This window comes from Polaromonas glacialis, assembly GCF_000709345.1.
Lineage (GTDB): Bacteria > Pseudomonadota > Gammaproteobacteria > Burkholderiales > Burkholderiaceae_C > Polaromonas > Polaromonas glacialis.
The window spans coordinates 3,842,703-3,857,335 of sequence record NZ_KL448323.1 but is presented as its reverse complement, the minus strand read 5'-3'; the positions used below and the strand labels follow the sequence as shown (position 1 = coordinate 3,857,335).

Below are 14,633 nucleotides of genomic sequence, written 5' to 3'. Positions count from 1 at the left end.
GCAGAGTTTATTCCGGCGCCGGCTCGGGCGGCAAACCGCGCGGCAGTGTCACAGTGAACTCCGCCCCGCCGCCCGGGGCATTGCCAGCCACGATCTTTCCGCGATGCGCATCGACGATGGCCTTGCAAATCGCCAGCCCCAGCCCGACGCCCGGCGTGGCCGACTCGCTCTGGCCACGGGTGAATTTCTCGAACAGTTCGGCCTCGCGGCCGCGCAGCGCGCGCGGCAGCCCCGGCCCGTGGTCGCGCACGCTCAACACCAGGCTGCCCTGCGTCGCCCGCGCATGGATTTCAAACGGCGGCGCGCCGTATTTGGCCGCGTTTTCCAGCAGGTTCACCAGCACGCGCTCCATCAGCACCGCGTCAAACTCGACCAGCGGCAAATCCGGCGGAATGTCGGCTCGTACCGCCCGGCCGTCCAGCGCGGGCTGCGCGGCGCGAATCGACGAACCGACCACCTCCTCGACCGACTGCCATTCGCGGTGCAGGCTGACCGCGCCGTTCTGCAAGCGCGCCATGTCGAGCAGGTTGCTCACCAGCGCATTGAGCTGGCGCGCCTGCTGCGTCATCGCCTGCGCCATGCCGGCCTGCTGCGGCGCCAGCGGCGGCTGCGAGCGCTGCAGCGACTCGGCCAGCCCGATCAGCGCCGTCAGCGGTGTGCGCAGATCGTGCGAAATCGCCGCCAGCAGCGTGTTGCGCAGCCGCTCCGACTCCATCTCGACCACCGCCTGCTGGGCAATCTCCACGTAATGCACGCGCTCCATCGCAATGGCGATCTGCCGCGCCAGCGTGTCGATCTGCTGCAATTGCTCGGGAATCAAGAGCCAGCGGGGCTTTGCGGGCTGCAGAGCCAGCACGCCGCGCACCCGCATGGTCGCCTTCAGCGGCACGTAATGCCAGGGCTGGGCCGACAGCGTTGAGGTGGCCAGGCCGGCGGCCTGCGAATGGCGAAACGCCCAGTCGGCCACGCTGGCGTCAAAGCCCGGCGGCGCGTGGCCGGGCGGCACCAGCTGGTCCCGGGCGTCGATGGCCAGCACCAGCGCCTGCCCGCCGAAGTCGCGCTGCACAGCGGCTTCGCCCAGCTCGGCCACCTGCGAGGGCATCAAGGCCGCCGACAGGTCGCGCGTCAGCTCGAACAGCGACTGCGCGCGGCGCTCGCGGCTGCTTGAGATGCGCGCCTGAAAGCGCAGGCCCGCCGTGAGCTGGCCGGTCAGCAGCCCGACCACCAGCATGACGGCGAACGTCACCAGATACTGCACGTCGCTGACCGCCAGCGACAGGCGCGGCGCGACGAAGAAAAAATCAAACGCGGCGACATTGAGGAACGCCGCCAGCGCCGCCGGGCCGCGCCCGAACTTCAGCGCCACCAGCACCGTGCCCAGCAAAAACAGCATGACGATGTTGGCCAGATCGAAAACATTGAGCAGCGGCGTGGCCAGCACGGTGATGGCCACGCTGCTGGCCAGCGCCCAGGCATAGCGCGGCAGGCTGCCGTGCCAGGCGGCAGCCGCGTCGTCATCGCTGCGCAGCGCAGCCGGGGCCAGGCGCCGGGTGCTCTGGGCATGGCCCACTTCCACAATGTCCAGCGTGGGGGCCAGCAAGGCCAGCCGGCGCGTCATGCTGCGCCCGCTCCACAGCGTTCGCCAATCCGCCGGCGCGGGCCGCCCGACCACCAGCGTGGCGCAGTTGAGCAGCTGCGCCTGCGCCACCAGTTCGGCGGCCACATCGCTGGCCGCCAGCACGGCGGTGGCGGCGCCCAGCTCATCGGCCAGCTTGATGACGGCCAGAATCCGGTCGCGCTCGGATTCCTTGAGCCGCTGCAGGCGCGGGGTTTCCACATACACCGCATGCCAGCGCACATTGAGCTGGCCGGCCAGCCGCGCCGCCGTGCGCACGGCCTGCTCGGCGCCTTCACGCGGACCGATGCAGGCCAGCAGCGCGCCTTCGGTGTTCCACACCGGGGCGATGGATTTTTCGACCCGGTAGCTGCGCACATCGTCCTCGACATGCTCGGCAGTGCGCCGCAGGGCAATCTCGCGCAGCGCGATCAGGTTGCCCTTGCGGAAAAAATTCTGCGCCGCGCGCTCGGCCTGCTGCGGCAGGTAGACCTTGCCGGCCTTGAGGCGCGCCGTCAGCTCGTCGGGCGTGACATCGACCAGGATGATCTCGTCGGCCGCGTCCAGCACGGTGTCGGGCACGGTTTCATTGACGCGGATGCCGGTGATGGCGCCGACCGTGCCGTTCAGGCTTTCCAGGTGCTGCACGTTGATGGCCGACCAGACGTCGATGCCGGCATCGAGCAGCTCCTGCACATCCTGCCAGCGCTTGGGGTGGCGCGAGCCGTCCACATTGCTGTGCGCCAGCTCATCGACCAGCGCTATGTCCGGCTTGCGCGCCAGCGCCGCGTCCAGGTCGAACTCCCTGAGCGTTTTGCCCCGGTAGGCCACCTCGCGCAGCGGCAGCTGCTTCAGCCCAACCAGCAGTTCGGCCGTTTCGCTGCGCCCGTGGGTTTCGATCACCCCGACCAACACATCGCGGCCGTCTTTCATCGCGCGCTGGGCGGCGCTGAGCATCGCAAAGGTCTTGCCGACGCCCGCGCTGGCGCCGAAATATATGCGCAGCCGGCCGCGCGCGCCCTGCTTTTCCTGCTGCTGCAGCCGCTGCAGCAGCTCGTCAGGGTCGGGGCGCTGGCTGGCGGGTGTGTTCATTGTGCGCAGGTTACTGCATCAGCCCGGCGCATTGACGCGCTTGAGCGCATCGAGCGCCAGGTTAAGCCTGAGCACATGCACGCGCGGCTCGCCCAGCAGCCCGAACAGCGGCGTTTCGGTTTCCTGCGTGACCAGTTGCTGCACCTTTTCCAGCGGCAACCCGCGCACCCGGGCGACGCGCGCGGCCTGGTAGCCGGCAGCGGCCGGGCTGATATGCGGATCGAGCCCGCTGGCCGAGGCGGTCACCAGATCGACCGGCACGGGGCCGGCATTGCCCGGATCGGCGGCGCGCAGGGCGTCTATGCGGCCCTTGACGGCATCGACCAGCGCGGGGTTCAGCGGCCCCAGGTTGGAGCCGCCGGACGCCGAGGCGTTGTAGGGCATGGGGCCGGTGGCCGACGGACGGCCCCAGAAATGGCCGGGGTCGGTGAAGTTCTGGCCGATCAGCGCGGAGCCGACCGGCTTGCCATCGCGCAGGATCAGGCTGCCAGCGGCTTGGTCCGGAAACAGCAGCCGCGCCGCGCCGGTGACGGCCAGCGGATAGGCCACGCCGGTCAGCAGCGTAAGCAACAGAAACAGGACCAGCGCGGGACGAAGTATGTTTTTCATAATGGACTCCTTTGAAAATTCAGGCCAGGTTCAGCGCGACCAGCAGCAGGTCGATCGCCTTGATGCCGATGAAGGGCACGACCAGCCCGCCCAGGCCGTAGATCAACAAGTTGCGCCGCAGCAGGGCGGCAGCGCCCACTGCGCGGTACTTCACGCCCTTGAGCGCCAGCGGGATCAGGAACATGATGATCAGCGCATTGAAGATCACCGCCGACAAAACCGCCGACGACGGGCTGCCGAGACGCATCACGTTGAGCGCGGCGAGCTGCGGGTAGGTGGTGACGAAAATCGCCGGAATGATGGCGAAATACTTGGCCACGTCGTTGGCAATTGAAAACGTCGTGAGCGAGCCGCGCGTCATCAACAGCGCCTTGCCGGTTTCGACGATTTCCAGCAGCTTGGTCGGGTTCGAGTCCAGATCGACCATGTTGCCCGCTTCCTTGGCCGCCTGCGTGCCGCTGTTCATGGCGACCGCCACGTCGGCCTGCGCCAGCGCGGGCGCGTCGTTGGTGCCGTCGCCGGTCATGGCCACCAGCCGGCCCTCGGCCTGGTACTGGCGGATCAGCTTGAGCTTGTCCTCGGGCGTGGCCTCGGCCAGGAAGTCATCGACGCCGGCCTCTGCGGCAATGGCGGCCGCCGTGAGCCGGTTGTCGCCGGTGATCATCACGGTCTTGATGCCCATGCGGCGCAGCTCGCCAAAGCGCTCCTTGATGCCGGCCTTGACGATGTCTTTCAGCTCCACCACGCCCAGGACCTGCGCGCCATCGCTGACGGCCAGCGGCGTGCTGCCCCGGCGCGAGACTTCTTCGGAGGCACGCGTGACTTCCGCCGGCACGCTGCCGCCCAGCGATTCGACGTGTTTGCGAATCGCATCGACCGCGCCCTTGCGCAACTGGCGCGTGCCACCGCCGGGCTGCTGCACGTCCATGCCGCTCATGCGGGTTTGCGCCGTGAAGGGAACTTCGGAAATGCTGCCGACCAGCGGCTCGGCGGCGCCCGCGCGCTGGGCCAGCGTGACGATGCTGCGGCCTTCGGGTGTCTCATCAGCCATCGACGCCTGCATGGCGCAGACGGCGAGCTGGAGGTCGGTCACGCCCGGCGCCGGGAAGAAGCTCGACGCCTGGCGGTTGCCGTGGGTGATGGTGCCGGTCTTGTCGAGCAGCAGCACATCCACGTCGCCCGCCGCCTCGACCGCCCGGCCCGAGGTGGCGATCACATTGGCCTGCATCATGCGGCTCATGCCGGCCACGCCGACGGCCGACAGCAGGCCTCCGATGGTGGTCGGGATCAGGCAGACCAGCAGCGCGATCAGCGCGGTGATGCTGACCACTGAGCCCGCGCCGGACGCGGCCACGCTGAAGATCGAAAACGGCAGCAGCGTGACCGTGACGATCAAAAAAACAATCGTCAGCGCCACCAGCAAGATCGTCAGCGCGATTTCGTTGGGGGTTTTGGCGCGCTTGGCGCCCTCGACCATGCTGATCATGCGGTCCAGGAAGGACTCGCCGGGGTTGACCGATATGCGCACCACGAGCCAGTCGGACAGGACCCGCGTGCCGCCGGTGACGGATGAGAAGTCGCCGCCCGACTCGCGCACCACCGGCGCCGATTCGCCGGTGATGGCGCTCTCATCGACCGACGCCACGCCTTCGATGACCTCGCCATCGAGCGGCACCATGTCGCCAGCCTCGATCAACACCACATCGCCCTTGCGCAGGTTTTCAGCCTCTTCCGGCAGCCAGGTCGCGCCGTGTGCAGGCTCCTTCAGCTTCTTGGCCCAGGTGCTTTTCTTGAGGCTGCGCAGCGAAGCGGCCTGCGCCTTGCTGCGGCCTTCGGCCAGCGCCTCGGCGAAATTGGCGAACAGCACGGTGAACCACAGCCACAGCGCCACGGCAAAGATGAAGCCGGACTGCGCTTCGCCCGGGGCCTGCAAGGCCTGCAGGCCGAGCAGCGTCGTCAAAATGCTGCCGATGTAGACGACGAACATCACCGGGTTGCGCCACTGCACGCGCGGGCTCAGCTTGGCGAAGGACGCTGCAATGGCGGGCTTGAGCAGCGCCGGATCAAGCAGGACGAAAGGTTTTTTAGTTGTCATGGTTGTAATACCTTGCGGTTTATTGACCGGGCCACAGCATCAGGTGCTCGACCACCGGGCCCAGCGCCAGCGCTGGCACGTAATTGAGCAGCCCGACCAGCAGTACGGTGCCGATCAGCAGCATGACGAACAGCGGGCCATGCGTCGGCATCGTGCCAGCCGTGACGGGCAGTCGCTTCTTGGCGGCCAGGCTGCCGGCAATCGCCAGCACCGGCACGATCACGCCGAAGCGCCCCAGCCACATTGCCACGCCCAGCAGCGTGTTATAGAACGGCGTGTTGGCCGACAGGCCGGCAAAGGCGCTGCCGTTGTTGTTGGCGGCCGAGGTGAAGGCGTACAGGATTTCCGAGAAGCCGTGCGCGCCCGGATTGGCCACGCCCGCCCTGCCCGCGCCTGCCAGCACGGCGATGGCGGTGCCGGCCAGCACCAGGATCGGCGTGACCAGGATGGCGATGGAGGTGAGCTTCATCTCGTGCGCCTCGATCTTCTTGCCCAGGTATTCCGGCGTGCGGCCAATCATCAGCCCCGAGATGAACACCGCCAGGATGGCAAACACCAGCATGCCGTAGAGCCCCGTTCCGGTGCCGCCGAACACCACTTCGCCCAGCTGCATCATCACCAGCGGCACCATGCCGCCCAGCGGCGTGAAGGAGTCGTGCATGGCGTTGACGGCGCCGCACGACGCCGCCGTGGTGATGACGGCGAACAAAGCGGAGGCGGTGATGCCGAAGCGCATTTCCTTGCCTTCCATGTTGCCGCCCGACTGCAGGGCGCTGGCCAACTGGTCAACGCCCAGGGGGCTCAAGAGCGGATTGCCCGCCTGCTCGGCCGGCACGATGGCGACCACGGCAATGACAAACATCACCGTCATCGCCGCCAGCACGGCCCAGCCCTGGCGCCGGTCACCGACCTCGCGGCCAAAGGCAAAGCACAGCGCGGCGGGAATCAAAAAGATCGCCAGCATCTGGAAGAAATTGGTGACCGCATTCGGGTTCTCGTAAGGGTGGGCGGAATTGGCGTTGAAAAACCCGCCGCCGTTGGTGCCGAGCAGCTTGATGGCTTCCTGCGAAGCCACCGGACCCATGGCCAGCGTCTGCGTGCTGGTCCTGGCGTCCTCCATGACAGCAGCGCCTTGTGCGTCTGTCAAAGGCTGGCCGTCGGGACCGGTTTTAGGCTGCTGGTAGCTCGTGGTTTCCAGCGTGCCCACGTCCTTGTAGGCATCAAAATTCTGGATCACGCCATTGCCCGCCAGCAGCAGCGCGAACACCAGCGACAGCGGCACCAGCAGCCAGGCGGTGATGCGCGTCACATCGACCCAGAAGTTGCCGATGGCCCCGGTGGCGCGCGCGGCAAAGCCGCGAAACAGCGCAAACACCACCGCGATGCCGGTGGCGGCGGATAAGAAATTCTGCACCGCCAGCGCCAGCATCTGCGTCAGGTAGCTCATGGTGGACTCGCCGCCGTAGCCTTGCCAGTTGGTGTTGGCGACAAAGCTGATGGCGGTGTTGAAGGCCGAGTCGGGCGAGACAGCCGCCATGCCCGCCGGATTGAGCGGCAGCACGGCCTGAAAACGCTGCAGCGCATAGACCGCCAGCAGGCCCACGGCATTGAACGCCAGCAACGCCAGCGCGTACTGCCACCAGTTCATCGACTTGTCGGGCGACGTGCCCGCCAGGCGGTAGAGCGGCGCTTCCAGCCGCTGCATCCAGCCTGGAAGCCGGCCCGAACTGATGCGCGCCAGCCAGATGCCGAGCGGCCAGGCCGCCAGCAGCAAAACGCCCAGGTAAAGGGCCAGCAGGCCCCATGAAGCGCTGCTCATCAAAACTCCTCGGCGCAGATCAGCGCGTAACCCAGGTAAGCCAGCAGCAAGATGGCGCAAAGGCCGCCAAAGCCGTACAGCACTTCAAGACTGATCATGGGCGGCCTCCCTGCGGTTGATCGAGATTTTTGAAACCCCGGACCAGCAGCGCCGTCAAGCCCCACAGCAGGGCCAGCCCTGCGACATAAGCAATATCCATTCACCTTCTCCCACGTAAAACGATGAAAGGAAGCTTAGCTTTGGGGGTATAAAAACGGGGTAGAAGAACGCTGGCGCCGTATAAAGAAAGCGTAAAAATGCTGTCGCCGGCTGCGATGGCACATTCAACCGTCAATGCTATTAATTTAATAGCTAAAAACACATGCGCAACCTGCGCAAAGCGTATTTTTTTATTAAAAACTGCCGCAGCGCAGCGCCTTGAGGTCGAGCACCCGCAGGCCGCCGTATTCAACGCGAATAATGCCCTGCGCCTCCAGCGTTCGCAGTGACTCGTTGACCCGCTGGCGCGACAGGCCGACCAGGTAGGCCATCTCCTGCTGCGTGATGCGCAGCACCTCGCCCACGCCGGGGTAAAGCACCGGATTGAACAGCGCCGCCAGGCTGCGCGCCACGCGCTGGTCGGGGTTGTTCATGCGGTCGATCTCGCGCGCTGAAATGAACTGGCCCAGGCGCTCGTTGAGCTGGTTCATGACAAAACGGTTGAAGCCGATGGAATGGTCGAGCAGCCAGTGGAAGCTTTCAATCGGCAGGCCGGCCACCACGCTTTTGCGCAGCGCCTGGATGTTGTAGCGGTAGGGCTCTCGCTTGAGCGCCGTGCCTTCGCCAAACCAGCCGCCGGGCGGCAGGCCGGCAAAGGTCATGGTCAGGCCCTGCGCATTGTCGGCGCTCATCTTGAGCAGCCCTTCGACCACGCCGAACCAGTAGGTTACCGGCTTGCCGACGCGGCACACATAGTCGCCGGCCTGCGCATCGCCAACCTGCAGGCTGGCCGCCGCGCGCGCGCGCTCGTCGGGGCGCAGCAGGGCCAGCCACGGAATGCTGTTCAGCTCGTCGGTGGAGGGCTGCCTGCGGCGCTGGTGAAGGGTCAGGTCTGTTGACATGGATCAGGAAAAAATCTCTTGCCACGGCATAGCGCAAATCAAGCCATCCAACTGGCCTTGGATGTAAGCCAAAACACAAATTTAAAGCATAACATCGCCCGCGCCCTTTCACCCCTGAACTACATCCGAGACAAAGCATGACCCATCCCCTTCCCCTCCTGCCTGCTGCGACGAACCATGACGCGGCAGCAACACTGTCAAGGCGGGGGGTTCTGGGCGCCCTTGCGGCGCTGCCACTGGCCCTTCACGCACCGCTTTGGGCACAAGACACCGGCCCGCTGAAAATCTTCCAGTCCACCGCGCTGACCGGGCCGCTGGCCGACCTCGGGCAGGCCGTGCATCAGGGCGCCAAGGTGTACTTTACGGCCCTCAATGCGGCTGGCGGCGTCAACGGCCGGTCGATTGAACTGAATGCCGTGGACGATGGCTACGACGTGCCGCGCGCACTGGCCAATGCCAAAAGCTTCATCGCCGACCGCAACTGCTTTGCGATCTTCAACTGCCTGGGCACGCCCATGGTCGAGGCCATGCTGCCGCAGGTGATCGAATCGGGCATTCCGTTTTTTGCGCCCTTCACCGGCGCCGCGTCGGCGCGCCCCAAAAATGCCCGCAACGTGTTCAACATCCGCGCCAGCTATGCCGACGAGACCGGGCACCTGGTGCAGCACCTGGCGACCATCGGCATCAAGCGCATCGCCATCGTCCACCAGAACAATGCCTTCGGCAAGGATGTCGCCGCTGTCGCCCGGCAGGTGATGGCCAGCAAGGGCTTGAGCGAAGCGGCGGTGGCGACGATCGAGAACAACTCGTCGGACGCCGCCGCTGCGGCCGCGAAGATTGCCGCGTCGCAGCCCGAGGCCGTCATCATGGGCCTGGCGGGCCAGCCCACGGTCGAATTCGTCAAGGCCATCCGCCAGCAGCGCAAGGGGCTGGCGCTGTACGCCCTGTCGGTCATGGGCTCGGCGGCCACGCTCAAGGCCATGGGCGATGACGCCACCGGCATCACCGTGTCGCAGGTCATGCCCCTGCCGGCCAACAACATCCTGCCGCTGGCGCGCGAATTCCAGCAGGCCTGGAAAGCGGCCGGCGTGGCGCTGGCGCCTTCGCACCTGGCGCTCGAAGGCTATGTCAACGCCCGGGTGTTCGCCGAAGCGCTGCGCCGGGCCGGACGCAATCCCACGCGCAGCAGCTTCATCGACAGCGCCTGGGCGATGAAACGTTATGACCTTGGCGGCTTCGAGGTGAGTTTCACCAACTCCTCCAAGGGCGCTTCACACTTCGTGGAACTCAACATGGTGGGACGTGACGGCCGCCTTATCCGATAAAAGCGCCCGACCCCGGGGACACCCCACTAGGACTTTCCCCTAAATTGTCGTTGCAACGACATCCCAGCGTCAAATGGAGCCCTACCATTCGTTTCACACCGCAGATTTCCTTAAAAAGAAACTGCCCCACCTGGAGAGAAGACCCGGATGCAGACCACATTTCCCCAATTGCTGCTCAAGCATGCCGCCGACCGTCCGGCCGCGCCGGCCATGCGCGAGAAAGAGTACGGCATCTGGCAGGCGCACAGCTGGTCGTCGCTGGCCGGACTGGTCGGGCAACTGGCCGCAGGATTGAGCCAGGCCGGCCTGAAGCGCGGCGAGCACATGGTTGTGATTGGCGCCAACCGCCCGCGCCTGTACGCCACCATGCTGGCGGTGCAGTCGCTGGGCGCGGTCCCGGTGCCGCTGTACCAAGACGCCGTTGGCGCCGAATGCGTGTTTCCGCTGAACAATGCCGAAGTGCGCTTTGCCATGGTCGAGGACCAGGAGCAGGTGGACAAGCTGGTCGAAATCCGCGACCGCTGCCCGCAAATCTCCAACATCTATTACGACGACCCGCGCGGCCTGCGCACCTACAGCGAGCCCGGCCTCGCCTCGCTCGATGCGCTGATCGAATCGGGCGCAGCCTTTGCCGCCAAAAACCCGCAGTGGTTTGCCGCCGAAGTCGCCAAGGTCCAGCCGAATGACGTGGCCGCGATGTTCTTCACCTCCGGTACCACCGGCAACCCCAAGGGCGTGGTCCACACCCACAGCACGCTGCTCGACCGCGCCACCGCCGGCGCCGAATTCGACAAACTGACAAGTGCCGAGGAAGTGCTGGCCTATCTGCCGCCCGCCTGGATTGGCCAGAACATCTTCAGCTACGCCCAGTGGCTGGCCTGCGGCTACGTGGTGAACTGCCCCGAGTCGGCCAGCACCGTGACGATTGACCTGAAGGAAGTCGGCCCGACCTACTACTTCGCACCGCCCCGGGTGTTTGAAGGCCTGCTGACCAGCGTGATGATCCGCATGGAAGATGCCGGCGCGCTCAAGCGCAAGATGTTCGAGGCCTGCATGAACGTCGCCCGGCGTGTCGGACCGGCGTTGATGAATGGCGAATCCGTCGGCGCGCTGGACCGGCTGAAATACGCCATCGGCAATGTGCTGGTCTATGGCCCGCTGCGCAACAACCTGGGTTTCAGCCGGGTACGCGTGGCCTACACCGCCGGCGAAGCCATCGGCCCCGACCTGTTCACGTTTTACCGCTCGATCGGCATCAACCTGAAGCAGCTCTACGGCTCAACCGAAACCGCCGTCTTCGTTTGCCTGCAGCCCGACAACCAGGCGCGCGCCGACACCGTGGGCGTGCCGATTCGCGGCGTACAGATCAAGGTCGCCGAAAACGGCGAGATCATGGTCAAGTCGGCCGGACTGCTCAAGGAATACTACAAAAACCCGACGGCCACGGCCGAGGTGCTGACCGCCGACGGCTGGTACCACACCAGCGACGCCGGTTTCCTCGACGCGCACGGCCATCTGAAGATCATCGACCGGGTGAAAGACGTCGGCCGTATCAAGGGCGGACCGAACGATGGCGCGATGTTCGCGCCCAAGTATGTAGAGAACAAGCTCAAGTTCTTCCCCTTCATCAAGGAAGTCGTGGCGCTGGGCGACGGGCGCGACCGCGTCTGCGTCATGATCAACATCGATTTCGACGCCGTGGGCAACTGGGCAGAACGGCGCAACCTGCCCTATGCGGGCTACACCGACCTGGCGCAAAAGCCCGAGGTCTACCAGCTCATGAAGGAATGCGTCGAGAAGGTCAATGCCGACCTGGCCAGCGACGCGCTGCTGGCCGGCAGCCAGGTCAGCCGCTTTTTGATCCTGCACAAGGAGCTGGATGCCGACGATGGTGAACTGACGCGGACCAACAAGGTGCGGCGCGGCTTCATCGCCGACAAGTACGGCGTGCTGGTCGAGGCGCTGTATGCCGGCAAGGCCGAGCAGTACATCGAAACCGTCGTCAAGTTCGAGGACGGCCGCACCGGCAGCGTCAGCGCCACGCTCAAGCTGTCGGATGCCAAAACCTTTTCCCCGGTCAAAGCCGCTGCCTGAATAGACAACCATGACAAAAAAGAAGACCGGCGACGTCATTTTGGACGTCAACAACATCAGCCTGCGTTTTGGCGGCGTCAAGGCGCTGACCGACATTTCCTTCAATGTGAAGGAGCATGAAATCCGCTCCATCATCGGCCCCAACGGCGCCGGCAAAAGCTCGATGCTCAACTGCATCAACGGCGTGTACACGCCGCAGGAAGGCTCGATCACCTTCCGGGGCAAGAAGTTCTCGCACATGTCCTCGCGCCAGGTGGCCGAGATGGGTGTGGCGCGGACCTTCCAGAACCTGGCGCTGTTCAAGGGCATGAGCGTGATCGACAACATCATGACCGGGCGCAACCTGAAGATCAAAAGCAACTTGTTCATGCAGGCGCTGCGCATCGGCCCGGCCGAGCGCGAGGAAACGCGCCACCGCGAATATGTCGAAGGCATCATCGATTTCCTGGAAATCCAGGCCTTTCGCAAGACGCCGGTCGGCCAGTTGCCCTACGGCCTGCAAAAGCGCGTCGACCTGGGCCGTGCGCTGGCGATGGAGCCGCAGGTGCTGCTGCTCGACGAGCCGATGGCCGGCATGAACGTCGAGGAAAAGCAGGACATGTGCCGCTTCATCCTGGATGTGAACGAGGAATTCGGCACCACCATCGTGCTGATCGAGCACGACATGGGCGTGGTGATGGACATTTCCGACCGTGTCGTGGTGCTCGACTACGGCAAGAAGATCGGCGACGGCGAGCCCGAAGAAGTCCGCGCCAACCCGGACGTGATCAGCGCCTACCTCGGCACCAGCCACTAAGCAGCGGAAGAACAAAAATGGCATTCTTTTTAGAAACACTGATCGGCGGCCTGATGGCCGGCATGCTGTATTCGCTGGTCGCCCTCGGCTTTGTGCTGATCTACAAGGCGTCGGGCGTGTTCAACTTCGCGCAGGGCGCGATGGTGCTGTTCGCGGCGCTGGCAATGGCGCGCTTCTCGGAATGGGTTCCGAAATGGACCGGCATTGACAACCTGTTCGTCGCCAACATGATCGCCTTTGCGATTGCCGCCGTGCTGATGTTCGTCGTCGCCTGGCTGATCGAGCGGCTGGTGCTGCGCCACCTGGTCAACCAGGAAGGCGCGACGCTGCTGATGGCCACACTGGGCATTGCCTACTTCCTCGAAGGCCTGGGCCAGACGCTGTTTGGCAGCGACATCTACAAAATTGACATCGGCATGCCCAAAGACCCGATCTTCATGCTGGACTCGGTGTTTCCGGGCGGCATCCTGGTCAACAAGGAAGACGTGATTGCCGCCGCCATCGCCGCCAGCATGGTCATCTTGCTGAGCATCTTTTTCCAGAAAACCACCACCGGCCGCGCCCTGCGCGCCGTCGCCGACGACCACCAGGCGGCCCAGTCGATTGGCATTCCGCTGAACCGCATCTGGGTCATCGTCTGGTGCGTGGCGGGCGTCGTCGCGCTGGTATCGGGAATGATCTGGGGCTCCAAGCTGGGCGTGCAGTTCTCGCTGACGACGATTGCGCTGCGCGCCTTGCCGGTGGTGATCCTGGGCGGCCTGACCTCGGTGCCCGGCGCGATTCTGGGCGGGCTGATCATCGGCGTCGGCGAGAAGCTGTCCGAGGTCTACCTCGGCCCCTTCGTCGGCGGCGGTATCGAGATCTGGTTTGCCTATGTGCTGGCGCTGGTGTTTTTGCTGTTCCGTCCGCAAGGGCTGTTCGGCGAGAAGATCATTGATCGCGTCTGAACTGACAAGAAGAACAAGGAACCCACATGCTCTACCGCGAAAACGGCCAGTTCAAGACGACCTACCGGGCCGACCAGCAAATTTTCCCGATCACGCAGGACCGCATCGCCATCGGCCTGATGCTGCTGTTTGCCTTCATCGCCGTGCCGCTGCTGGCCAGCGACTACCTCTACGCCTCGATTTTGATTCCGCTGGTCATCATGTCGCTGGCGGCCATCGGGGTGAATATCCTGGTCGGCTACTGCGGCCAGATCTCGCTCGGCTCGGGCGCCTTCATGGCGGTCGGGGCCTACGGCGCCTACAACTTCTTCGTGCGGATTCCCGGTCTGCCCTTGATTCCGGCGGTGATTCTGGGCGGGCTGTGCGCCATGGCCTTCGGCATCTTGTTCGGCCTGCCCAGCCTGCGCGTCAAGGGCCTGTACCTGGCCGTGGCGACGCTGGCGGCACAGTTCTTCAGCGACTGGATGTTCCTGCGCATCAAGTGGCTGACCAACGATTCGGCCTCGGGTTCGGTGTCGGTGACCCAGCTGCAGGTGTTCGGCCTGCCGATCCAGAGCCCGACGTCCAAGTATTTGTTCTGCCTGGCGATCCTGGTGGTCGTGGCGCTGCTGGCCAAGAACCTGGTGCGCGGCGCCATCGGCCGCGAGTGGATGGCGATCCGCGACATGGACGTCGCCGCCTCCGTCATCGGCATCCGGCCCATGTACGCCAAGCTCAGCGCCTTTGCCGTGAGCTCCTTCATCATCGGCATGGCCGGCGCGCTCTGGGCCTTCGTGCACCTGGGTTCGTGGGAGCCGGCGGCGTTCTCGGTCGAGATTTCGTTCCGCCTGCTGTTCATGGTGATCATCGGCGGCCTGGGCTCGATCATGGGCGGCTTCTTCGGCGCGGCCTTCATCGTCGTGCTGCCGATTGCGCTGAACCGCTTTTTGCCGGCCTTCATGGGCCTGTTCGGCATCGAGATTTCAACCGCCGGCGTGTCGCATGCCGAACTGATGATTTTCGGCGGCCTGATCGTCTGGTTCCTGATCGTCGAGCCGCATGGCCTGGCCCGGCTGTGGTCCATGGCCAAGCAGAAACTGCGCCTGTGGCCTTTCCCCCATTGAATGGATTCATTCAAGACCCTCGTTTTTCCCCCGTGCTT

The 14,633-nt window shown here is 65.0% G+C and carries 11 protein-coding genes; 5 read left to right on the top strand and 6 right to left on the bottom strand.

Annotated elements, in window-relative coordinates; genetic code table 11:
• Positions 1–7: 7 nt before the first annotated feature.
• The 6 genes from EC86_RS0118890 to EC86_RS0118860 form a co-directional block, all read right to left on the bottom strand.
• The gene (locus EC86_RS0118890) at positions 8–2,707 is read right to left on the bottom strand and encodes a DUF4118 domain-containing protein (protein ID WP_029527425.1); all 2,700 of its coding nucleotides are present in this window, start codon (positions 2,705–2,707) and stop codon (positions 8–10) included.
• An 18-nt stretch (positions 2,708–2,725) separates the two neighbouring features.
• The gene (gene kdpC, locus EC86_RS0118885; protein ID WP_029527423.1) at positions 2,726–3,316 is read right to left on the bottom strand and encodes a potassium-transporting ATPase subunit KdpC; all 591 of its coding nucleotides are present in this window, start codon (positions 3,314–3,316) and stop codon (positions 2,726–2,728) included.
• 19 nt (positions 3,317–3,335) lie between these two features.
• Positions 3,336–5,411: a potassium-transporting ATPase subunit KdpB gene (gene kdpB, locus EC86_RS0118880; protein WP_029527422.1), complete on the bottom strand. Its 2,076-nt coding sequence runs from the start codon at positions 5,409–5,411 to the stop codon at positions 3,336–3,338.
• A gap of 19 nt (positions 5,412–5,430) precedes the next feature.
• Positions 5,431–7,230: a potassium-transporting ATPase subunit KdpA gene (gene kdpA / locus EC86_RS0118875; RefSeq protein WP_029527420.1), complete on the bottom strand. Its 1,800-nt coding sequence runs from the start codon at positions 7,228–7,230 to the stop codon at positions 5,431–5,433.
• Positions 7,230–7,328 (bottom strand): potassium-transporting ATPase subunit F, encoded by a 99-nt coding sequence (locus EC86_RS0118870; protein WP_029527418.1) that lies wholly within the window; start codon positions 7,326–7,328, stop codon positions 7,230–7,232. The genes kdpA and EC86_RS0118870 overlap by 1 nt, the downstream gene beginning before the upstream one ends.
• 294 nt (positions 7,329–7,622) lie before the next feature.
• Positions 7,623–8,330 carry a Crp/Fnr family transcriptional regulator gene (locus EC86_RS0118860; RefSeq protein WP_029527416.1) on the bottom strand — a complete coding sequence of 236 codons (708 nt, stop codon included), beginning with the start codon at positions 8,328–8,330 and terminating at the stop codon, positions 7,623–7,625.
• A 137-nt stretch (positions 8,331–8,467) separates the two neighbouring features.
• On the opposite strand from EC86_RS0118860, the gene EC86_RS0118855 reads away from it, so the two are divergent.
• The 5 genes from EC86_RS0118855 (at position 8,468) to EC86_RS0118835 (ending at position 14,595) form a co-directional block, all read left to right on the top strand.
• The gene (locus EC86_RS0118855; protein WP_029527414.1) at positions 8,468–9,655 is read left to right on the top strand and encodes an ABC transporter substrate-binding protein; all 1,188 of its coding nucleotides are present in this window, start codon (positions 8,468–8,470) and stop codon (positions 9,653–9,655) included.
• Between the two features lie 147 nt (positions 9,656–9,802).
• Entirely contained in the window at positions 9,803–11,749 is a 1,947-nt protein-coding gene (locus EC86_RS0118850; RefSeq protein WP_029527412.1) for an AMP-dependent synthetase/ligase, read from the top strand.
• A gap of 10 nt (positions 11,750–11,759) precedes the next feature.
• Positions 11,760–12,545 (top strand): ABC transporter ATP-binding protein, encoded by a 786-nt coding sequence (locus tag EC86_RS0118845; protein ID WP_029527410.1) that lies wholly within the window; start codon positions 11,760–11,762, stop codon positions 12,543–12,545.
• Positions 12,546–12,562: 17 nt separating this feature from the next.
• Entirely contained in the window at positions 12,563–13,492 is a 930-nt protein-coding gene (locus tag EC86_RS0118840) for a branched-chain amino acid ABC transporter permease (protein ID WP_029527407.1), read from the top strand.
• Between the two features lie 26 nt (positions 13,493–13,518).
• Entirely contained in the window at positions 13,519–14,595 is a 1,077-nt protein-coding gene (locus EC86_RS0118835) for a branched-chain amino acid ABC transporter permease (RefSeq protein WP_029527406.1), read from the top strand.
• Positions 14,596–14,633: the final 38 nt, after the last annotated feature.

Bases quoted from the DNA above. Each gene is read 5' to 3' on its own strand.
- EC86_RS0118845 (WP_029527410.1), top strand. From the start codon at position 11,760: ATGACAAAAAAGAAGACCGGCGACGTCATTTTGGACGTCAACAACATC.
- kdpB (WP_029527422.1), bottom strand. From the start codon at position 5,411: ATGACAACTAAAAAACCTTTCGTCCTGCTTGATCCGGCGCTGCTCAAG.
- EC86_RS0118850 (WP_029527412.1), top strand. From the start codon at position 9,803: ATGCAGACCACATTTCCCCAATTGCTGCTCAAGCATGCCGCCGACCGT.
- kdpA (WP_029527420.1), bottom strand. From the start codon at position 7,230: ATGAGCAGCGCTTCATGGGGCCTGCTGGCCCTTTACCTGGGCGTTTTG.
- EC86_RS0118860 (WP_029527416.1), bottom strand. From the start codon at position 8,330: ATGTCAACAGACCTGACCCTTCACCAGCGCCGCAGGCAGCCCTCCACC.
- EC86_RS0118835 (WP_029527406.1), top strand. From the start codon at position 13,519: ATGCTCTACCGCGAAAACGGCCAGTTCAAGACGACCTACCGGGCCGAC.
- EC86_RS0118870 (WP_029527418.1), bottom strand. From the start codon at position 7,328: ATGATCAGTCTTGAAGTGCTGTACGGCTTTGGCGGCCTTTGCGCCATC.
- EC86_RS0118890 (WP_029527425.1), bottom strand. From the start codon at position 2,707: ATGAACACACCCGCCAGCCAGCGCCCCGACCCTGACGAGCTGCTGCAG.
- EC86_RS0118855 (WP_029527414.1), top strand. From the start codon at position 8,468: ATGACCCATCCCCTTCCCCTCCTGCCTGCTGCGACGAACCATGACGCG.
- EC86_RS0118840 (WP_029527407.1), top strand. From the start codon at position 12,563: ATGGCATTCTTTTTAGAAACACTGATCGGCGGCCTGATGGCCGGCATG.
- kdpC (WP_029527423.1), bottom strand. From the start codon at position 3,316: ATGAAAAACATACTTCGTCCCGCGCTGGTCCTGTTTCTGTTGCTTACG.